Source organism: Bacillus sp. PK3_68, from assembly GCF_003600835.1.
Taxonomy (GTDB): Bacteria; Bacillota; Bacilli; order Bacillales; family Domibacillaceae; genus Pseudobacillus.
Genome location: NZ_NQYC01000001.1, coordinates 2227455 through 2248966 on the forward strand (window position 1 = coordinate 2227455; position 21512 = coordinate 2248966).

A 21512-nucleotide genomic window follows, 5' to 3' on the forward strand; every position below is an offset into this window, starting at 1 on the left:
ATAACTTTCACGTTTTAAACATCCTTTCTCTATCATATTTTAAGATAAGGAGGCAGAGAATCGCCCGTTGCTCTTTTACGTCGCTTTTTGTCCTTTACAGCAACCATTCCCCCCTTTATTTCCCTAACATGCCACAGGAAAATCATTCAGTTTACAAGAGGCAATTGTAAGTTTTTCTATAATTTAGTAGTATAAATCTATCATGACAATCGGAGGGGAAGAAAATGAGAAAGTGTGGTGCTTGCGGGCATACAAATGAAGCAGACGGAGTATTCTGTTCCAAATGTGGAACTTCTCTAGATACCCAATCTTCACGCACTACCGGCCGCGAGGAAGCAAATAGCAAAAGAGGAAACTCGTCGAAAAAGAAAATCCCCCTTTTGCTGGCCTCAGTTGCCATTTTATTAATCATTCTATTTACCGGCTACCAAATGCTCAATAAAAAGTATAGTGAAGAAGCAGTCATTGAACAGTTCAAGACCGCTTTATCAAAAAAGACAAAAATGCTTTAAAACAGCTGATCGTTCCAGCTGACTCTCGGATAAAGGTAAGCAGTGAAAGCTTAGACGCTTTATTCATGCTGATTGATAAGGAGCCTTCACTCGTTCAGGATATTGAAGAATCTCTACATAACGAAGGTCTGGGCAGTAACCTGTTTTATTTGCGGGAAGATGGCAAGCATTATGGCTTGTTCAAACGCTACGTCGTAGATACACCCGGGTACTTTATTCATACAGATAGCACTAGTGAAGGAACCACTGTTTATTTAAATGATAATGAGATCGGCGTGTTGGATAAGGCAAAGGAAGCACAAGAGTTCGGTCCTTTTTTAGCAGGTTCTTATAAAGTAAAAGGAATGAAAAAATCCGCAGCTGGCTCAACAGAAGATGAAGTTGTCCTTGAACTGGCAGGGACGAAAATAGAAAAAGAAATCACCTTAAACACAGGCAATTCTGAAGAAGAAACAGAAAAGGAAGAAGTGAAGGAAAAAACAGTAGTAAAAGAAGTAATTAGGGAAGTTGCTCCCAAGTCATCACAGGCCAGCTATTCATACTATCTTATCCCTCATAGCGATTATGCCTACTTAACTTATGATGATTTATCCGGCTTATCCAAAAGCGAACTTCGACTCGCAAGAAATGAGATATATGCTCGACACGGTTATATCTTTAACTCAAAGGATTTGCAAAATTACTTTAGCAGTCAATCCTGGTACAGTCCAAACCCAGGATATGGCGGCAGCTTAAGTTCTGTAGAGAAGCACAATGTAGACTTCATCAAGTCATTTGAATAGGAGCTTTGCATATGAAAAAACTCTCTATCGCTGCCGTTTTGATCGCCTGTTTTCTATCATTCCTTCTTTTAAAAATAGATTCACGCTCGGAACAAGGACTTTTGAACAGCCTGTTCACTGAAGAATCGAAAGACAGCAGCCCGGCAATCGAAAAAAATGTGAACAACGAAACGAGCGAGAAAAATCAATCAATAGAAGAAACTCTCTCAGCTAATGAGCATCCGAAGGAAAACAAACACACGGAAACTGTGGCAGAGGAACAAAAACCGAATGCCGCCACAAAGATTGACGATCCACCCGCACCTAAAGCGATTGATAAGCCGTTCCTTGTTGTTATCGACCCTGGCCATCAGGCAAAAGCAAACCTTGAGCAAGAACCCATTGGGCCAGGCGCCAAAGAAACGAAGTATAAAGTAACGGGCGGTACAACGGGGGCGGCTACAGGAAAACCAGAATATGTTCTTACTCTTGAAGCCTCTAACCTGCTCAAATCACAGTTAGAACAAAGAGGAATAAAAGTCATCATGACCCGCACCATGCATGAGGTAAACATTAGCAATCAGGAGCGAGCGGAAATTGCCAATAAAAACGGCGCCAATTTATTTGTCCGCATCCATGCAGATGGAGCAGAAAGCGCGGCTGTGAACGGATTTTCTGTTTTAGTGCCAGCAAAAGAAAGTCCGTACACTAAATCCATTTTTGAGAAAAGCTATCAAGCTGGCCAATCTGTATTGAAAAGCGTTTCCGCAGAGGCTCCTCTTCACCAGGGCGGTATTTTCTTCAGAAGCGATATGTCAGGCTTTAACTGGTCCCGCGTACCTGTCATTCTTCCAGAGATCGGATTCATGACGAATCCGGAAGAAGACCGAAAGTTATCCGACAGCGCCTACTTAACGAACTTAATGTCCTTGCTTGCCGACGGCATTAAAAATTATGCAAGCTCGACGGTTGATCAATAAATAATTAAAGCCGCCCTCTCCTTTAGAAAGAGGCGGCTTATTTTTTAACATTTCAAAAATATTTACGTTGCCCCTTCCCTGTACTATACTAGAACAAAATAATGAGCAGAAAGAGTGTGTATTTTGAATAGTATACAAACGTCGTCCACAGAAAAAAGCATTGTATTTATCGGCTTCATGGGTGTGGGGAAAACAACCATTGGCTCCCTTGTCGCTAAAAAGCTGGGTCGCCCCTTTGTCGACATTGATGAAGAGATCGAAAAAGAATATAACATGTCCATCAATGAAATTTTTGCCGCACATGGAGAAAAAGGATTCCGCGAAATCGAGAAGCAAACCATCCGTTCCTTTTGCGAGCAGTCTTTAAAAGTCATCTCCCTCGGCGGCGGTGCCTTTATGCAGCCTGAAGTGCGAGAAATTTGTTTGGCCAATTGTCATGTTGTTTATCTGGATATGTCATGGGAACCATGGAAGGAAAGATTACATGATTTAATTGATAGCCGTCCGGTTCTTCAAGGCAAAGATCTGAAGGAAATCGAAGAGCTTTTTTATAAAAGAAAGAGCGCTTATGCCATTAACCATACCACTCTTCTTGTCGACTCACTAACCGCCGAGGAAGCGGCTGATTGCCTTATAGGCTCCCTGCAACTTGGAGAGAGTTTATCTAAATAAAGACCAATATCCGTTTGGAGCCATTCACTTTGATATTTGCTGTAGCTCAGGCGGGACGGGCTATGATGGCTCATATCCCGTTCTGCTCCCCTATAAAAAGCCCTCGACCACCTACCTATTCGTTTATTCATCCCCACAAGCTAAGATCATACCCAAAAATACCATATAACCGATCGTCCAGCAAAGCTTGTCTTTTGCACTCATGGCCGTCTTTATTTTCATAGGTTCTTCCCCCTCCCCTCTGGCTGCTTACTCGTTATTTCTAGGATGCAAATAACAACTGTAGTTTATGCGCATTTCTCCTTTCTCCACTACTTTTGGATGTTACTTAACTGTATAAAATTAGCGAATACCTAAATCTTTTTCCTAACTCTCCCTATTATTTTTTGTAAAAATGTTCTATTATTACTATTGTTCGGCAAAAAAAGAGAGGAGAATTATTGAATTGAAAAAAGTTTTTGTTTCATTTTGTGCTTTTGTTTTAAGTTTTAGCCTGTTTATTCCTTTTGCTAAAGCCGCTCAATTTAACGATGTAACAAAAAATAATCGTTTCTATAAGGAGATCCTTTTTTTATCAGATCAAGGGATAATCAGTGGCTTTCCGGATGGAAATTTTAAACCCGGCCAAGAAGTCACCCGTGCAGCAGCAGCGATTATTATTGGCAAGGCATTGAATTTGAACGGTGAAAAACGACAAACCCAATTTAAAGATGTGACTCCTGCCAACATAGCAGCCGGTTACATTGCATCTGCCGTAGAAGAAGGCATCATTTCTGGTTTCCCAGACGGTACTTTCCGACCAAATGAATTTGTCACACGAGGCCAGATGGCTATCTTGTTATCAAAAGCTTTTGAACTAACGGATGAAGACACCATTCAATTTTCTGATGTGCATCCTAAAATGGCTGCTTATCCTTATATAAAAAAAATGACGGCCGCTGGAATCGCCTCCGGTTATGAAGACAATACCTACAAACCTGATCTTGTACTCAAAAGAGAACAGTTCGCTGCATTTATGGCGCGGGCGCTCAATCCATTTTTCATTCCCGGCCAAGAAGCACCCGACTTTTCCGTCAGCTTTTTAAATGTAGGACAAGGAGACGCGACTTTGGTTGAATTTCCTGATGGAAAGACGATGCTTATTGATGCCGGTCCTTCTGAAGCAGCCATTAAGCAAGAGCTCGCTGCGCTCAATATAAAAAAAATCAATGTTTTTGTCGCTACGCATCCCGGTGATGATCACATTGGCGGCGCAGATTATGTCATTAATGAAATGAATGTCGAAAAAATATTTGACTCCGGTTTACCAGGAACAGATGAGGAATATCAGCAGTACGTTCAAGCAGCTGAGAGAAAAAAAATCGACCCGAAAATAACACAAACCGGTCAACAGCTCTCTCCTAACAGCCAGGTAGATGTTGAGGTTCTCCACGCTAATCGTCATGCCAAAAATATCGATGACGGTTCCTCTGTCATCCAGATCACTCATGGAGAGATTAGTTACTTATTAACTTCTGAAGCCGGAAAAGCGGTGGAAGACCAGTTGATGGCGAATGCTTCTCTCCAGGCAGATATCTTAAAGACGGCCAAGCATGGGGCGGAAGGAGCCACTTCACAGCCATTTATAAAAGCAGTCGATCCGCTTATTGCTATTTTTTCAACAGATGGACGCACAGGCTATCCTGACGAAAATGTAAAAAAACGACTCGAAGATCATGGGGCTGATCTCTTTTCTACTGCCGAGGGAACGATTGTTACTATGGGCTCTCAAAATAGCTTTTACATTTTTCAAGAAGATGGATCTAATGTAAGAAATAACGAATTTGCTAGTTTTTCAGCGTCCAGCTTAAAAAGATACACGCTGTCCGACAAATAAAGCAGAAAAAAGCACTTTATCTGTAGTAAAGTGCTTTTTTTGTTAATTTAAAACATATTTTTACTTTTTTTAGATATTTCATCCTAGTAAAAATTGTTTATAACTGGTACAATGAAATAGTATAGTAGAATAAGGGGATTTGATACAAAATGGAATTTATTGAAAATTACAAAATCACAACCAATACCATGGCGCTCGTAGAAGAATATCATCAAGACTATAACTCGATCGTTTATGACAAAAATGGCATCTACTACACAAAACAAACCGTACGTTCCCTATTGAACGAAGCTTGCATCGAGAGAATCTCTACCTATGATGGCAGGATTAAAGCGGTGCGCCAACGCTTTCCCTACCGCAAAAAAACACCTCTGGTTATTTGCCTTCAACAACGCATCTGCGCCTTCCCTACTACATCACCAGACAACTATGGCTGCAAATGGATCTTCCCGTATCATATTCATATGGGCACCATGAAAGATGGGCAGCTGGTCGCCTCTTTTAAAAATGGGGTCCAATTAACTCTCTCCTGTTCACTCTATGTTTTTAACCGTCAAAGAGAACGCACTGCCAACTGCCTTAATTATTTTGAAAGCAATTTATTGAGCTAAAAATAAGGGCCCGTCCTCTGCTGTTTTACAACTATGCAGGACGGGTCCTGCCGGATGTACGGATTAGCCGCTTACACAGGAACGCCTTCTTCCCCACTCCTCATATATTCGTCCGTATCCTTTACTTTATAACCCCGTGTAGCATGGGAACCTTTTTGCGGACAGGGACATTACTTTAGTATCCCTCTCTATTCTGATACTAAATAAACATAGAAAAATGACAGATTATGTATGGTTTGGTACGATTGTTTATTATGAATAGGGAAGAGAGGACTGTATACATATGGTCAATGTATTATTTGTTTGTCTCGGGAACATTTGCCGCTCTCCAATGGCAGAAGCATTGTTTAGGGATCTAGTAAAAAAAGAAGGCTTGGAGGATCAGATTGTTGTCGATTCTGCAGGCACTAGCGGATGGCATGTCGATTCTCCGCCACACGAAGGGACATTAAACATCTTACGAAAATATAAGGTTCCAGCAGAGGGACTTGCCGGCAGACAACTCAAAAAAGAGGATGCCGAAAAATTCGACTATATCATCGGCATGGATGAAAGCAACATACAAAATATTAAAAAGATGCTCGGCCAACCAAGACAGCCACATATCATTCGCCTGCTTGACCTAACAGACCATCAAAAAGATGTCCCTGATCCGTACTATACTGGCGACTTTCAAGAAACATATGATCTACTGAGTGAAGGTTGCAAGCGGTTATTAGAGAAAATTAAAGAAGAACAACTGTGAAATAGCCAAAGTTTCCTGCTGAGTTTTTGAGCTTTTAACGCATTTAAAGACAGCCGTCTGCTGCATAAAGCAGTGAACAGCTGTCCTCATTTATTTTTACCGGCTTGCTTTTAAGTTTTTTAGTATATTGATGACAAAGAGAAGGATACCTAGCACGGTCAGTGTAGCACCTGTGGCGACTCCTGCAGTGTAGGAAGAAGATTTTGTGGTAATCAGCAAGAATAAGGAGAGCATCATAATAGGCAAACCAATGTTGTGGAGCCAAACGTGGGCCTTTGCTATTCCATTATGAGCGAGAGCGGGGAAAAGATGATAAACAATACCTGCAAGCATTAAAGCAGTCCAGCCAAGAAGATTTACATGTACGTGCACGCTCGTTAAGTCATAGGAATGAACGATAGACATGTAGTACCCCAATAGAACGCCTACCGCGAAGTACACAACAGAAATCTTAATTAACCGAATAGCCATTGTTACTCCTCCTTTCTTATCTTAATTTATTGTGAAAGTTCGCTATAAATGACTCATCTGAAAAAAATTTTTCATAAGAAACTGCCCTCGCTCATGCTTGTTTTAGTTAAAAAAGTAACCATCGTTAAACCTGTGCTAGACTATATATGTAAACAGCCGAAATTTAAATGAAAGGAAGCGAAGCATTGAAAAAGTTTACTTTTGTCATTCCCATCATGATTCTCGTTGGATCCCTCTCTTTGTGGATGCTTAACAAAGATTATTCGGAAATTCCCCTTCAAACAAGACTGTTAATTACGGCGGGTGCTGTCATTTTTTCAGGAATTATTTCTTATTTTTTACTGGGCAGCGATGGTGAGAATGCTACCTCTTCTTCCTCTGGAAAAAAAAGAAAAAGCAAATAGCCAATTCTTTATACGTAAAAAAGCGGACCCGAAGAATTTCGTGGTCCGCTTTTTATTCACCCTTTAACCTAGCAATCTACTCTGTCAGTTAGTTGACTTTCACATTGATTGATGAAGTAGCCAGCGCCACTTTTTCATCTTTTGGTGTAACATAAACCACTAACGTACCTTCCGCACCGTTAGCTACAGTACCTGCCACCATTCCTGAAGAAATGGCAGGAGCTACTGAGAAGTCAGAGGATTTGCCAGAATAACTAACCGTTAATTTTCCTAATACCTCTTCATTGTCTTTCTTTTTATTTTTATTGAGATCTACAAAGATATCTCCATTTGTATCTATCTGAGGCATTAACTCTCCATTGCTTAGCGTAACATTTTCTGGTTTTAGTACCACAACCTCTGTTAAAGCTCCTGCCTTCGTGATATCTTTCACTTCTTCAAATTTTACCGACTTAATTACAGGGGTAGAATCCGTCACCGTAATTGTGACCGTTTCTCTTGTTACCGTTCCTTCTTTAACAATGATTTGAGCAGTTCCCGCTTTTTTGCCGGTAACGGTGACTGTCTTTTTGTCTTCGTTTACCGCAACACTTGCCACATCTTCATCTGAAGAAGAAACTGAGTAAGCTCCACCAGCTAAAGCTTCAGAACCAATTTTAAATCCGCCTTGATTATATGTGTTCCAAACCAGATTCACTTGATTGTCTCCAGAACCGAACGCCACGTCCAGCTTTAAGTCGTCTGTAGAATTAGCTGTTTCCAGCTTTCTGCTAGCGACTTTATTATCATCAGAAATCGAAACAGCAACAGTTTTTAAAACTTGCGCATTGTTGGCATCTTTGATTTCTAATGTTGTGTCTCCTTTAGCAGAAGCTTTTGATACCACTTTGAATTCAGCTTTGCCATCCTTTGCACTGATTGTTGGATTCTCAGCAGCTGCGATTTCTGGATTTTTAGATGATATATTCAACTTGCCTTCATATTCATCCCCATATTGGTCAGACACAGTAAGTGAAACTGTATCACTATTTTCATTGTATAGTTTAACAGAAGACACACTTGAAGCAGCCGTGGCAGCCGTACGCGCTCCACTTACAACCGTTAATGGAACTTCTACCTTGGCAGCATCAGCCGTGATTGTAAACACAACTGCACCGGGCTTGATTGGCGTGATTTTGCCATCGCCATCAATGGTAGCCACTGTAGGATTAGAGGACTTGTAAGTAAGCTTTGGTGTGGCAATCGTAGCCCCACTTAGAGATGTGACCTTGCCTGCTGTCAATTGAGCCGCACCATCCTGGACAGATATCTTGCTGCTTTTTACAGTAACAGCCCCTTGGCTGACACCTGTTTCTTCAATAGACGATACATATTGATCAAAATTAAGGACTTTTGCTTCTTTTAGTTCAGACTCTACCTTCGTGTCTCCTTTTGTAAGGATAACTTTATACTTGAAAGTATCGCCTTCTTTAATTTTAGCTTCATCAATTTCACCCGTTGAAGCATCAGCTAATACTGAAGCAGTCGCTTGGAATTCTACTGTATATCCCGCTTGCTTTAATTGTTCAATATCAGCCGCTCCTGTACCATTATTAATGGTAAAAGAAAGGTACTGTTTATCTTTAACTGCATCCAGACGAACATCAGCTACAGCAACGGAAGTAACCTTTAATGAGTAAGTAAACGGAAATTGAGTGACTTTGTCTGCTGCGCCTTCCACCTTCTCAATAAAGTTTAATTTTAATTCTTTATCGAGCTCGAACGGTTTTTCAAATGTGATGGTAGCCGATGATTTATTCTCACTTACTTTATAAGCTACAACATTGTTCCCTTCTAAATTAAAATTTTCAGATTTTAATTGATCAAGAGCAGAACCCGTAACTTTGATCTCCTTATTGCTTAATGCACTTATTTCTACTACTTCAGGAGCAGCTGGATTTTCGTCATTTAACGTTTCTAATTTATAAAGGAAGATAGCCAGTTCTCCGCGTGTGATTGGATCAGATGTACCAAATTTATTGTTTGCCTTTCCAGAAGTAATTTTGTTATCTACTAAAGCAGCCACAGCTTCCGTGTAACGGGAAGATACATCTGAGAATTTGACATTAGCTGTATTTCCTTTGATTTTATAGGCTTTCGCAAGCATAAGCGCTGCCTCGCCGCGTGTAATAGAAGCATCTGAGCCGAATGATGTAGCTGTTTTACCGTTGATAATGTTTTGTTCTTTTAACGCATCGACATAAGATTTGGCGCGGCCAGGAACATCTGTAAAACCAGAATCCTTCGCATTATTGATTTGCTCTTCAGTTAAAACGGCTTTCGCTACCATAGAAGCTACGTCTACACGCTTGATTTCTTTGGCTGTGCCAAACTGTGTCGAATTAATCCCATTTGTTATTTTATGGTCTACTAAATAATCAACTGCTTCCTTATAACGGCCGGAAACATCTGAGAAAGAGGCTGCTGCCATTGCAGGGGTAACAGCCGTTGCCACTAGCACAGCTGTTGCTGCTGTTGCAGTGAATTTTTGATACGATTTCGGTTGAAAAGCCATGTATACATTCCTCCAATATTATCTAACATTTTCACAAGTTGCCATACATTCTACATTATACAACAACATGCAGTAGATTGTATTTGCTGCTTTATATCCCCAATTGCGGGTTAAACATAGACTTAATATGATACCTGTTCCTGCCTCTTACTGCTTGTATTGATGATATTCTCCCTAATAAATGCATTTTTTAATAAATACATACAATGTTAGGTTTATAGTTTTTATCGACAATATTATAAATATTTAAAGGCCAGCTTTTCCCACTGTAAAGTAAGGAAAAACTGACCTCTGTTCTATAGCAAGGAATGAATCAGTAATTTAGATACATCCTCGTAAATTTCATCAAATTGCGAAAGCGGAAGAGGATTTTCCCCTTCTCCGAGCTCAATTGTGAACCCTGGCTTGCGAAATTCCTGAATAAACCAATCTTTAAAGCCTGAATGGCTATCGACATAACGGACAGCTTTGTAGCCGCTCACCCGGGAGAATCGTTTGGCGAGCCCTTCAGATTCAGGAGGTTCTAACCCTTCATATCCCCAATAGAATTCTTTTCCTTGTGTATGGAGAGCAATTAGCCTCTCGAAGCTTTCCTTCCGCACTAAAGCAGCCATCGCTTTTGTCTCTGGTTCAGACAGTGGCTGGTCTCCCGGAAAATCCCGGGAGGACGGTGCCTTTGGCTTCCGTGTTGCTTCATATTCCCAATTAGCAGGAAATTGCTTATTTAAGTCTACCCCCCGTATGTTGGCTTTCCAGCCTGAGAAGTCATAGCCTCCTTTATTGATCGCCACTACTTTTTCCTCCACTTCAGGCTGTGGACCATTAAGCACTAAGTTTACTCCATCTGGATCAACCATCGGCACAGCTGATAGCTGTGTTTCCATATATACAGGAAGGGCCCTCACTTCTTTTATGGTTAATTGATTCGTTAACGAAAGCAAATATTCGTTTAAAAACTGCATCAAAATAGGAGTGGTAATCCATTCGTTCGCATGAAAAGAGGCGTTGATCTGTATCTTCCGATCTCCTCTGCCGATCCTCAAATCGTAAAGCGGCAAACCAAGGACACTTTTTCCAGCTTCCTTTCTTTTCATAAACGGATAAATGGTTAGCAGCCGATGCATATCCCTTCTCATCTGTTGAAAATCATAAGGTTGCTTGCCATTCACAATCAGTTCAGTAACTCTTACCGGAATACGCACTTTTTGTCCGATTTGCAGTTCATTAGGATTTATATGGGGGTTCAACAACAATAATGCATCTGCATCCATATCTTGAGCGGCAGCTAACTTCCAAAGCGTGTCCCCTTTTTGGATGGTCCGTATGGTTGCGGTGAACCCCGGAATTCGGATAGCCTGTCCAGGCTTCAATTTATTTATATCCATGTTTAGGTTTGAGTCAATGATCAGCGCAAGTGGAATGTCAAACAACTGGCTATAGTACCAGAAGGTGTCTCCTTTTCTCACAAGAATCTCCATACTGCCTTACAGCCCCCTTACAAAGACTTTTTACCATTGTATGTGGCCAACAGCAGAGCTATGACTAAGGGGTCGATCCTTCAACGCTTTATAGCGAGGAAGAATCGACCCCTTCTCTTCAATAAGTTCCTTCGATTTTTTTAATAAAGTCATCCATCGTATGAGCAGGGCTGATCCCCTGTCTTTTTAACGTATACGGATCATCCCCAAGCCTTACATTTCCTGTTTCGGTCGTAAAAGCAAGACGGATACCGGCTGCTTTGGCCGCTTCAATAGTATGAGGAGCGTATTGGCCCCACGGGTAAGCTAAATATTGGATAGAAGACGGGTCTTTAAGAGCTTGTCCAATATATTCCCGTCCCTTCACTAGATCCGCCTCAATTTCTGCCGTTGTTTTTGAAACTAAATAAGGTACTTGCGTATCTTTTTCTCTTAAATGCATCCCATGGGTATGATGTTGAAAACTGAAAACACCTTCTGTTTCACTTATTTCCTTATGGCCCATGTACTGCAAGGTCATCGGATCCCACGGCTGTGCCTGGGCTTTCACCTTTCCTCCGATAACAAATACAACTGCTTTTTGCTGGTTTTGTTTCAAAATAGGGTACGCATACTTTTGAGTCGACAAGTAGTTATCATCAAATGTGACTACTGCGACTTTTCCAGGCAAGTTTTGATTGCGGGTTAAATAGGCATCCAATTCCTCCAGTGAAATCGTCCGCCATCCATTTTGTTTTAAATAATTCATTTGCTTTTCAAATTCCGCTACTTTGATGACCATAGAATTATTATAAAACGGCGTTTCCTGTGGATTCTCTACCATGTGGTGGTACATTAAAACCGGTATTCCCAAATCCTCTGTCACTTTATTCTTATGGATATAACCAACCTGACCAGCAAAATTTATAAGATACCAATCTCCTGATTTCCTTACGACCGGATAACGGATGTTGCCTTTAATTATAGCTATCCCTTTTTGCTCTTTATCGATTCTGTTATATACCACAGCTTCTGACTTTGTAATAATTGATAAATTGGTATTGCTTGCTGCTTTTGTCGGCAGGCTTTTTTGTACTTTCTTAGCCACTAAGAGGCTTGAACTTTTTTTGACAAAAGCCATCCCATTTCCGAAAGAAATATAGTAATAGCCGTTGTCCTCTTTTAGCACTTCGTAAAATTGATTGGGTAAAAGTGTTCCGACGGCTAGCGGGTTGCCACTTACTTGTTCGTAAGCTGCAACTTGCTGTCTCGCAGTTATCCATTTTGAAGAATAAGCAGCTTCTCCCTTTTCAACGAAAAGGCTATTCATCAAGACAAAAGAAATACTAATAATTAAAGCGATTTTACTACATAACCCCTTCAAAATTCCCACTCTTTTCTATAAAATAGCTATATTTTATTAATCAAACAACCATACTATAGTAACATAAGAAACTACTAATAAAAAGAAGAACATGAAAATAATGCCTACCATCCCATTCCTCTCTTTTCTAGATTCTCTTAAAAAACAAGGCTGTTTTTTCAATAATTGATTGGAGCAGAAAGCATCCGGCTGCAGGAAAAATCAACCACCGAATATAGCAGGGCCGTTAAATACATACATAAATAAACAAGGAGCCTGCTAATCAGACTCCTTGTTTATTCTTCCTCTATAATAGTAGTTATCTCATGTAAATATTAACGAGTTCATAGCATCTTTCCCTTGTGAGCCGTGCTTGCGTGATCACATATTGCACAGACGCAAAAGACCCTCCTTCATATGCCGCGGCTTCTGCATTGGCTGTACGATCTCTATATTTGATCCACTGGCGCTGCTTATCTCTCAAACTTTTCATTTCACTGGAAGAGAGCTGGGTCTTCAGCACACCATAAATCTCATTCAGCGCATCATCCCACTTTTTGTAGATAGCTCCCTGTGCTTCTTGCATTTCCGCTGTAGTACCGTTTTCATACATGTAGGTTAAATCTGCTAAGCTGCCGTCTATATTATATAACTTTTGCAGATACTTATCTTTTTTACTGGCAGCCGCCTCCGCCTCAGCACGCGCTCTTTCTTTTTCCTCTAAAGCCTCAGCTGCTTTCTGTTGTTGCAGCCGCTCATTGATAGATTCCTCAATGCTGCTTACCTCATCTGAAAATTGAGAGAGCTCTTGGTTTTTCTTCAGTTCATTGATAGAAGCCTGTGCATCATCATAATTGCCTTGCCCGATAGAATTCTTTATCTCTTCTAACTTTTTTGCTACCTCTCCAGATTGCTCTTTTTGACTCTTTGCTGTTTTAACATGCTGTTCTAATTCCTTTTTAATGCTTCCTGCCAAGTCTTCCTCTCTAAGCAGGCTATTTGCTTTCTTTATCGCATCTTCCCATTTAGCATCCTCTATCTCTTTCTTCACTTCATTATAAGCAGTCAAATCTTCATAAAGTCCTTTCGCTTCCTCATCTTTTGGCTTTTCATCCATCGCCAGTTCAAATGAAGCCTGCGCCTTATCAAACTCCCCGTTTGCCAATGCCAGTTTCCCCTGTTCCATTGCTTTATCATAGGTACCGTTACTGCATCCGGCTAACAAAATCAATGTCAATATTGCTCCTGCCCTCTTCATAAGTTCCTCCTGAATGATGATAATTGGTAAGTATAAAGTACCATAATCTATTAGCTGAGTATATAGGTTGTGATAAATTGGACACTTTCTGCAGCTGCCCTCCCAGCTCTTGCTATCATCTATACAAACGAGACTAGGAGGACAATCGATGACACCTCTCCTTCTGCCAAAACTGCAGCCGTTGAAGGCGGCAAAATCCTCACTATCAGAAAAACCGTCAACTGGCTGGCTACCAGAAGAAAGTGGTTGATTTAACAGGAAAAGCATCGTGCTCCGATGGATTGCCGTGCACAGCCACTTTCCCGTCGCTGCCTTAAATGGCATAAAATAAGGGTTCAGCCTCCCTAGTCGCATGAAAACGATAGAAGACTAAACCCTTAATATCTCATATGCATGAATCGACAAGCATAGAAATCCATTCTAATACATTGAAAAAAATACGATCCTATGGTAAATTTATATAGATAAACATTGTATTATTAATTTAAGTATATTATCCCTATTTTAATTATATAATACAATCTGTTTGTTAGTCAACACTTATATTTATTTTTTTAAGGGGTGTTTGCTGTGAATTCAGAATTTCAGCAGGAGCAAAAACGAGTAGACAGTGTGATAGAAACGATTACGGAGCAAATCAGCAGATTGGAGAAAGAAACCTCCCGATACCGGAACGAAGTGGTTCAGATCCGCAAACACTTTTGGGATGAAGTCAAGGTGAATGTTGATACCTTCGACGATTTCCTCGAAACCATCATCGGCTTGAGGCAAGAAGCTCAAGCTCTGTCCGTAAGTCAAAGCACCCACAGACATGCATCGAAACGATTGTCTGCGCTACGACGTATGCAGGAGGTTCCCTACTTCGGCCGAATTGACTTTATGGAAGCTGGCACTTCCACTCCGGAACAAATTTATATTGGCATCTCCACCCTTACGGATGAAAGCGGTGATCATTTCCTGATCTACGACTGGAGAGCGCCGGTTTCGAGTGTCTACTACGATTGCCAGCCTGGCCCCGCTGAGTATGTGACACCGGGAGGCGTAATCGAAGGCAAACTGGAGAAAAAGTGGCAATATCTTATTCGCAGCGGCGTTCTCCATTCTATGTTCGATACCAGTCTCACCATTGGAGACGAGATTTTACAACAGGTGCTAGGTAAAGGTACTGACAAACATATGCACAATATAGTAGCGACGATTCAGCAGGAGCAAAACCGGATTATTCGTCATGATCGCGGAAGACTGCTCATTGTCCATGGAGCAGCTGGCAGTGGCAAAACATCAGCCGCCCTGCAAAGGATCGCTTATTTGCTCTACAAATATCGAGATAGCCTGAACGCTGATCAAATTATTTTATTTTCGCCTAATTCAATGTTTAACAGTTACGTGTCCAATGTGCTGCCAGAGCTCGGCGAAGAGAATATGCAGCAGGTCACATTCCAAGAATATTTGGACCATCGGCTAAGTAAACAGTTCCAAATTGAACATCCTTACGAGCAATTGGAATATGTGTTAACGGCAGAGAATACTCCTGCGCACAAGTCAAGGGTTGCGAGCATCCGCTTCAAAGCATCCACCGCTTTCTTCGAGGCGATCCACTCCTACAGGAAATCACTAGAGTTATCTGGAATGTTATTTAAAAGAATTAGCTTCAGAGGAAAGACCATTGTTACCGCTCAACAAATTGCCGACAGGTTTTATAGGAGCGACACCTCACTCCGCTTTCATAACAGACTGGAACAGTTGAAAGATTGGTTAATACAGCAAATAGATGAGGCCGAAAAAGCCGAACGGACGAAACCATGGGTACAAGAAGAAATCGAGCTGCTTAGCAACGAAGATTATCATAAGGCTTATACGTACTTAGCAAAAAAACGAGGCTTTAAAGAGGAAGCAATAGCCGATTATGATATGGAGCCTAAAGCACTCGCCCAGTTAATTGTTCGGCAGAAGTTTAAGCCTTTACGGAAACAAATTCGAGCCTTTCGTTTCATCGATATCAAGAGAATATACAAGCAGCTTTTTACCGATCCTCTGCGGATCAAACAGTGGCTGGAGGAAACACCCTTAGAGTGGATGGATATTTGCCGGTTGACGATGGACCCGCTGGACGAAGACAAACTATTATATGAAGATGCTACTCCATTCTTACTGATGAAAGAACTCATACTAGGCTTTCAGACGAATAGCTCCATCAAGCACATCATCGTTGACGAAGCGCAGGATTATTCTCCGTTTCAATTCGAGTTTCTAAAACGTTTGTTTCCTTTTGCAAGAATGACTGTGCTAGGTGACTTTAATCAGGCAATATTCGCTCATGCCAGCGAGATGGTTGATTTTCAAACGCTTGCCGGTTTATACGGATCGGCAGAAACAGAAGTGATCAACTTGACACGCAGCTATCGTTCCACAAAACCGATTATTGAATTTACACGAAAACTTATACCTAGCGGCGACCGGATTATCCCTTTCGAACGGGGCGGCGAGCTGCCTGTACTAACACCATTGTCTGATCACGCAGACCTGCACCGCTGCATCGCCTCCAAAGTCGCAGATTGGCGAAAACTAGGCTATCACAGCATTGCCATTATCTGCAAATCAGCTGAGGAAAGTAATCATGCCTATGAAGCCTTGCCCAGCATCGAGGACATTAAGCTCTTGAAAAACGGCTCGATGGAATATGAACAAGGGGTGGTTGTCATACCTTCGTACTTGTCCAAAGGCATCGAATTTGACGCTGTCATCATTTATGATGCATCGAAGCAAGTATACGGCGATGAAAGCCTGCGCAGAGTTTTCTATACTGCTTGTACTAGGGCGATGCATGATTTGCAGCTTTACAGCGTAGGTGAACCAAGCCCATTTTTACAAAACGCTTTGCAGGAAAATCTCATCCAAACTTGAGTTCATTGGTTTTTTACGATGAATAAGCAATCAAATGAACCGGCCGGCAATATGCCAGTTTTTCATCGCGACTTCCATACTGCCGGCTTTTTTATATGGAAAAAACAACATTATTCACTGGCTAAATACAGAATGGAGATGAAGACTTTGATAAAGATAGCTGTTTTATCGGATACGCATCTGCCGAAAAAGGGAAAACAACTTCCCGAAATAGTCATGGAGGGAATACAGGATGCCGATCTGATTCTTCATGCAGGAGATTGGACGAGCCTTGATGTATATGAGCAGCTACGGGAAATAGCCCCTGTTATTGGTGTCTTCGGGAATGTCGATCCGCCCGAGGTAAAAGATGTCTTTGAGGAAAAAAGAATCATCGAAGCTGGAAGGTTTCGTATCGGTATCACCCACGGCCATATCGGGAAAAAGAAAAAGACACCCGAACGCGCATGGGAGGCTTTCCAACAGGAAGAATTGGACGCCATTGTGTTCGGACACTCCCATATCCCTTACTCGCAAATGCACGATGACACGCTTTTGTTTAATCCCGGTTCCCCCACCGACAAGCGGTTTCAGCCCAGATTTTCTTATGGCATCATTGAAATAGGAGAAGCATTAGAAGCAAAGCATATCTATTTTTAAGAGCAAAGGGACGGAGTCTGGGAGTTTCCAAAAGTAGTTACTATATACAGTCTGGATAAACAAGCCATCATTCTTGATAAATACTTCTTGATTCCAGATAAACAGCACTTCTTCCTAAATCTCCCCTCCAGTCTAGATAAATAGTACTTCACTCTTGATAAATACAAAAAGAGAGCAGGCCTAGCGCCTGCTCTTAACAGTTATGCAATATATTCATCCGCCTCTATGTCGTCAGCAGCTTTTTTGCTATAGTATTTGCCTTTTGTCACAATGGCGAGGACAATTGTCAGGACGAAGGCGATCACAGCCGCGAAGAAGGCAGCAACATTCTGCAAGAAGATTCCCATATATCCGAAGGCAGCTAAGGAGCCGATCACGCTAGCCACGATTAGAGAAACGACTCCAACCGGATTCCAGGCATACAAGTATTCCTGTCGATGTTCAAAATACCTCGGTCCGATTTTGAGTACCCTCTTCACAACGAAAGCATCGCATAAAAGCACAGCCGCCCAGGCAAGCAGGAAAACCCCCTGGAAAGTGAGCAAGCTTCCTAAATGATCCAACACACCGCCAAGCATTAAAACAATCGCTGCAATTGAAGTGAAAACCACCCAGAAATTCCGGCCCGGCTTAAATTTAAATACGTTCTCAAAAAAGTTAGCTAATGAAAGCGAACTGCTGTATAAGTTTGTAATGTTGATTCGGAGCTGTGTCAAGATCGTGAAGAGCGCCCCTCCAATGCCAAGAATTTGCACAAAGTAAACGCCCGGATTTTCTTCTCCCATCTGAACACCAAACCAAATCCCGATGACTCCCATAATAAAAAAGCAGACGAGCTGCGGTAAAAATCCTACAGCGAATACCCCAATTTTAAATTCTTCTTTTTTAATGAACCGCGCATAGTCTGACACGAGCAAAGCCATGATCCCCACGAGGCCATTCATAATCCCGATACAAGCAAGCAAAGAGGCTCCTCCGACTTCTCCTCCCTCCGGCAGAAACGTCCATATGCTTCCTGTGAAGGTAGATTTGTTTAGTACGATGAAAAAGCCTGCACCAAGCAAAAGAATGAAGAGAGGCAATGACCACTTTTGCAGCTTATCAAGTTGCTTAATCCCAAACCAGTTTAATGGAATAACAATCAAACCAAAAAAGATCATTAATCCCCATATAGGCACAAAGGAAATATATTCGTGGACAGCCGAAGCCATAATTGACCCTTCGATCGCACAGTACATAATAAAATTGAGTGCATAAATCAATGAAGTGATCGAAGCGCCAAAATAGCCAAATCCACCGCCTCTTGCCATTAAATTTACGTTTAACCCTGACTTCGCGGCATAAAAACAAATCCCTATTCCGACTCCCCCTGCTACGATTGTTGCATAGATCTCTGCCAGCAAGGCGTTCACTGCCCCAAATGAAATAGCCATTAAACTGCCCATTTGGATAAATAGCATAGCCGTTGCTACGCCAAGCGTGACATTTGTAATACTTGCCCAGCCCATCGTCCGGCCTTCTACAGGCACTTTTTCCAGTGAGAAGTCATCTTTTTTCTCTTCTCTGCTGATTTCTCCCTGCTCCGCTGGCTGTAATCTTTCTACCATCTCATCATCCCCCTACAAGCTTATTTGCATTTCTTCCTCATTTAAGAGTTAATTTCTATAAGCAAGTAACAAGCCAATTTATTGAATTTTCAAAATATATCTCAAATTATTTTTGATCCTATCTTTGTACCTATTAAATAGCTCTTTTCTCTTGTTTTACATTTACAAAAATAGCAAGAACCGTTTCGTTTTCTTTCAAAATTGCAATCTCACTTTCAGTTTTGATGATTTTTCATGATGATAGAAGCCTATAATTTTTAAAACTAGGAAAAAGAATAGACATTGGACAAGGGATTGTATAAGATGGGCGGTAGAAACGAAAAAGTACTAGGAGGTTACCGTTATGAAGGAGGAAAAAGTTAACCAATACATAAAAATATCGAGGGGGAAATGTGGCTTGTGGAAGATGATCGGGATAACTTAAAAGTAAGCTACCGTATCAAAGAGATCATTTTCACAGCGCAGTCTCCTTTCCAGCATATTATGGTTCTTGATACCTATGATTTTGGAAAAATGCTCGTGCTGGACGGAGTTGTACAATCAACTGAGAAAGATGGATACATTTATAATGAAATGATCACCCATGTTCCGCTCCATATCCATCCCGAACCGAAAAAAGTGTTAATTATTGGTGGCGGCGACTGCGGCGCAGCCAGAGAAATTATTAAGTATACAAGTGTTAAAGAGCTTTATTTCTGTGAAATTGATGAACTCGTTGTCAAAGCGAGCAAAGAGCACCTAAAAGGCGTTTCTGCCGGACTTGAAGACGATCGTGTCCATTATATTTTTGCAGATGGCATTCAATACATGAAAGAACACACAAACGAATTTGATGTGATCATTGTTGATTCATCTGATCCAGTCGGACCCGCAACTGAATTATTCGAATTCGGTTTTTATAAAAACGTCTTCGATGCATTGAAAGAAGACGGTTTGATGGTTTGCCAGAGTGAATCACCGATTTTCTATAAAGAAACAATGCAAAATACTTATCAATCTTTAAATCAGTTATTTCCTATTGTAAAACCATATACAGCTGTCGTTCCAACTTATCCCGGCGGTCTTTGGAGCTTTACTCTTGCCTCCAAAAAACATCAATCCTTTACTCAGCCAGACTATGAAGAAACGACGAAATATTTCAACAAGGATATCTTAGAAGCAAGCTTTGCCCTGCCTCAATTCATGTTGAATGATAAAAAGTAATCAAACCGGGTACCGTTAAAATTAACGGTACCCGCTCTTTATTTCATGACAAAACTAGTTAAGGGAGTGACACAATGGAAGTGAAGGTTAACGGCAATTCTCTGAAACTGGTGACAGGAGACATTACAAAACAAACGACAGAGGCTATCGTCAATGCGGCGAATGGATCATTGCTCGGAGGCGGCGGTGTGGATGGAGCCATTCACACCGCCGCTGGCAAAGAATTGCTTGAGGAATGCAGAAAAATTCTCGAAGAAGCATTAAAAGGAGCGTACTTACCGACAGGAGAAGCAGTTATTACAAACGGATATAACCTTCCCGCGCGCTATGTGATTCACACAGTTGGACCGATCTGGCACGAAAATACGCAGAATGAAGAAGCTCTGCTGTCAAACTGCTATCAAAACGCCTTACAGCTTGCTATGGAAAAGGAAATAACGAGCATTTCTTTTCCCTCTATCTCTACAGGCGTCTATCGGTTTCCTATTAGGCTGGCTTCAGCAACGGCTCTCCAAACGATCGTTCATTTTTTGCAAAATTATTCGTTTAGTGAGGTTGTAATGACGCTCTTCTCTCCTCAGGATTATCATGTGTACGAATCCGCACTTCAACCATTGATTGAGAAACATTAAAAAGAGATGAGAGGCTATTTAGCCTCTCATCTCCTTCAGTTAATAACAATCCCAGTTGTAGAGAACATTTGTGAAGTTAAGGTTCCGCAAATCTTCTTTTGTGATAAAAAAGTTTCCGACTCCACTGTCTCCCCACATGATATCAAGATCCGTATCTGTATCCACCTGAAGCAGCAGCACATTGTGATTCTGATACTTTTCCCTGTAACTGCGCGGGTCTTCCTGAGTAAAAAAAGGATAGCCGCCGATTTTCGATCCTGTGGCTCCAAAGGCCTCTGCATAGATTTCACCCAATTCCGTGCCGCTGCTCATTTCCTCTAAATCAATGGAAAGTTGCTCCATGCGGTAATCACCTTCAGATATAGGCTCCTCGTCTAATTCAAATGATAATTTAATTTCATGTGTCACCGGAAAGAATTCTTCTTCTCCGGGCTTTATGTAGTTAAAATCAGTTGTAAGCTTTGACCGATCATCCGTAACATCCGCATGATAAAGAATTCGAAAATCCTTCTGGCTTGTTCCGTCCTCGAAATCCATTCCTAACAAATCATCCTCTGGCGCAATGTAAAATTGCAAGATGCCCTTCTTTGGAAAGTCCTTCATTGGCGGTACTTCGGCAAAGTTAATTTGAGCCAGCAGCTGGAGATAGACCCCGTTCTCATCTTTCGGATGCTCCATATTTTTAGGCAAATACGGATGACCGCCAAACTTACTATCAAGCAAACCCGTGCTCGTACGGAGGCCTGCAATCTTTACTACCGGCTCCACCGTCTGCTCCAGCTCTTCTCGATACGGTTCCAATTCTTTCGGCAAATTAAGGCTACGATCAGCAGACATAGAAAACACCCCTTCCCTGAATCACC

At 41.4% G+C, this 21512-nt stretch carries 19 protein-coding genes; 12 read left to right on the plus strand and 7 right to left on the minus strand.

Going from position 1 to position 21512, the window contains the following annotated elements; all coding sequences use genetic code 11:
- The first annotated feature begins 224 nt into the window (after positions 1 to 224).
- The 7 genes from CJ483_RS11475 (at position 225) to CJ483_RS11505 (ending at position 6157) form a co-directional block, all read left to right on the plus strand.
- The gene (locus CJ483_RS11475) at positions 225 to 512 is read left to right on the plus strand and encodes a hypothetical protein (protein ID WP_120035056.1); all 288 of its coding nucleotides are present in this window, start codon (positions 225 to 227) and stop codon (positions 510 to 512) included.
- 65 nt (positions 513 to 577) lie between these two features.
- Positions 578 to 1294 carry a YARHG domain-containing protein gene (locus CJ483_RS11480; protein WP_120035058.1) on the plus strand — a complete coding sequence of 239 codons (717 nt, stop codon included), beginning with the start codon at positions 578 to 580 and terminating at the stop codon, positions 1292 to 1294.
- 11 nt (positions 1295 to 1305) lie between these two features.
- The gene (locus CJ483_RS11485) at positions 1306 to 2253 is read left to right on the plus strand and encodes an N-acetylmuramoyl-L-alanine amidase family protein (protein ID WP_120035060.1); all 948 of its coding nucleotides are present in this window, start codon (positions 1306 to 1308) and stop codon (positions 2251 to 2253) included.
- A 123-nt stretch (positions 2254 to 2376) separates the two neighbouring features.
- Positions 2377 to 2925, plus strand: coding sequence for a shikimate kinase (locus CJ483_RS11490; RefSeq protein ID WP_259455621.1), 549 nt, complete (start codon positions 2377 to 2379; stop codon positions 2923 to 2925).
- A gap of 445 nt (positions 2926 to 3370) precedes the next feature.
- A complete protein-coding gene (locus CJ483_RS11495) occupies positions 3371 to 4801 on the plus strand; it encodes an S-layer homology domain-containing protein (RefSeq protein ID WP_182917029.1) in 1431 nt (476 codons plus the stop codon).
- 149 nt (positions 4802 to 4950) lie between these two features.
- Positions 4951 to 5412 (plus strand): competence protein ComK, encoded by a 462-nt coding sequence (locus tag CJ483_RS11500; protein WP_120035064.1) that lies wholly within the window; start codon positions 4951 to 4953, stop codon positions 5410 to 5412.
- Between the two features lie 283 nt (positions 5413 to 5695).
- Complete coding sequence (locus CJ483_RS11505; protein WP_120035066.1) at positions 5696 to 6157, plus strand: low molecular weight protein-tyrosine-phosphatase; 462 nt, start codon at positions 5696 to 5698, stop codon at positions 6155 to 6157.
- Between the two features lie 96 nt (positions 6158 to 6253).
- Here the strand turns inward: CJ483_RS11505 and CJ483_RS11510 are convergent, their stop codons facing one another.
- Positions 6254 to 6628, minus strand: a complete 375-nt coding sequence (locus CJ483_RS11510; RefSeq protein ID WP_120035068.1) for a cytochrome-c oxidase — start codon at positions 6626 to 6628, stop codon at positions 6254 to 6256.
- Positions 6629 to 6813: 185 nt separating this feature from the next.
- Between CJ483_RS11510 and CJ483_RS11515 the strand changes: the two genes are divergently transcribed.
- Positions 6814 to 7032 (plus strand): hypothetical protein, encoded by a 219-nt coding sequence (locus tag CJ483_RS11515; RefSeq protein ID WP_259455622.1) that lies wholly within the window; start codon positions 6814 to 6816, stop codon positions 7030 to 7032.
- Between the two features lie 88 nt (positions 7033 to 7120).
- Here the strand turns inward: CJ483_RS11515 and CJ483_RS11520 are convergent, their stop codons facing one another.
- The 4 genes from CJ483_RS11520 to CJ483_RS11535 all read right to left on the minus strand — a co-directional run bounded on the left by CJ483_RS11520 (position 7121) and on the right by CJ483_RS11535 (position 13664).
- Complete coding sequence (locus CJ483_RS11520; protein ID WP_120035072.1) at positions 7121 to 9586, minus strand: S-layer homology domain-containing protein; 2466 nt, start codon at positions 9584 to 9586, stop codon at positions 7121 to 7123.
- 296 nt (positions 9587 to 9882) lie between these two features.
- Positions 9883 to 11064: a M14 family metallopeptidase gene (locus tag CJ483_RS11525; RefSeq protein ID WP_120035074.1), complete on the minus strand. Its 1182-nt coding sequence runs from the start codon at positions 11062 to 11064 to the stop codon at positions 9883 to 9885.
- Positions 11065 to 11182: 118 nt separating this feature from the next.
- Positions 11183 to 12427 (minus strand): polysaccharide deacetylase family protein, encoded by a 1245-nt coding sequence (locus tag CJ483_RS11530; protein ID WP_120035076.1) that lies wholly within the window; start codon positions 12425 to 12427, stop codon positions 11183 to 11185.
- Positions 12428 to 12725: 298 nt separating this feature from the next.
- Entirely contained in the window at positions 12726 to 13664 is a 939-nt protein-coding gene (locus tag CJ483_RS11535) for a lysozyme inhibitor LprI family protein (RefSeq protein WP_182917030.1), read from the minus strand.
- Between the two features lie 570 nt (positions 13665 to 14234).
- Here CJ483_RS11535 and helD point away from each other — a divergent pair.
- Entirely contained in the window at positions 14235 to 16568 is a 2334-nt protein-coding gene (helD, locus tag CJ483_RS11540) for an RNA polymerase recycling motor HelD (protein WP_120035080.1), read from the plus strand.
- Positions 16569 to 16586: 18 nt separating this feature from the next.
- On the plus strand, positions 16587 to 17207 hold the full coding sequence (locus CJ483_RS11545; protein WP_259455623.1) for a metallophosphoesterase family protein: 621 nt from the start codon (positions 16587 to 16589) through the stop codon (positions 17205 to 17207).
- Positions 17208 to 17407: 200 nt separating this feature from the next.
- Here CJ483_RS11545 and CJ483_RS11550 read toward each other — a convergent pair whose 3' ends face one another.
- Positions 17408 to 18814, minus strand: coding sequence for a purine-cytosine permease family protein (locus CJ483_RS11550; RefSeq protein WP_120035083.1), 1407 nt, complete (start codon positions 18812 to 18814; stop codon positions 17408 to 17410).
- 390 nt (positions 18815 to 19204) lie between these two features.
- Here CJ483_RS11550 and speE point away from each other — a divergent pair, with 390 nt between their 5' ends.
- Positions 19205 to 20017 (plus strand): polyamine aminopropyltransferase, encoded by an 813-nt coding sequence (gene speE, locus CJ483_RS11555; protein WP_120035085.1) that lies wholly within the window; start codon positions 19205 to 19207, stop codon positions 20015 to 20017.
- Positions 20018 to 20091: 74 nt separating this feature from the next.
- Positions 20092 to 20649 carry an O-acetyl-ADP-ribose deacetylase gene (locus CJ483_RS11560; RefSeq protein ID WP_120035087.1) on the plus strand — a complete coding sequence of 186 codons (558 nt, stop codon included), beginning with the start codon at positions 20092 to 20094 and terminating at the stop codon, positions 20647 to 20649.
- 39 nt (positions 20650 to 20688) lie between these two features.
- On the opposite strand, the gene CJ483_RS11565 is transcribed toward CJ483_RS11560, so the two are convergent.
- Positions 20689 to 21486 carry a YwqG family protein gene (locus CJ483_RS11565; RefSeq protein ID WP_120035089.1) on the minus strand — a complete coding sequence of 266 codons (798 nt, stop codon included), beginning with the start codon at positions 21484 to 21486 and terminating at the stop codon, positions 20689 to 20691.
- Between the last annotated feature and the right edge of the window lie 26 nt (positions 21487 to 21512).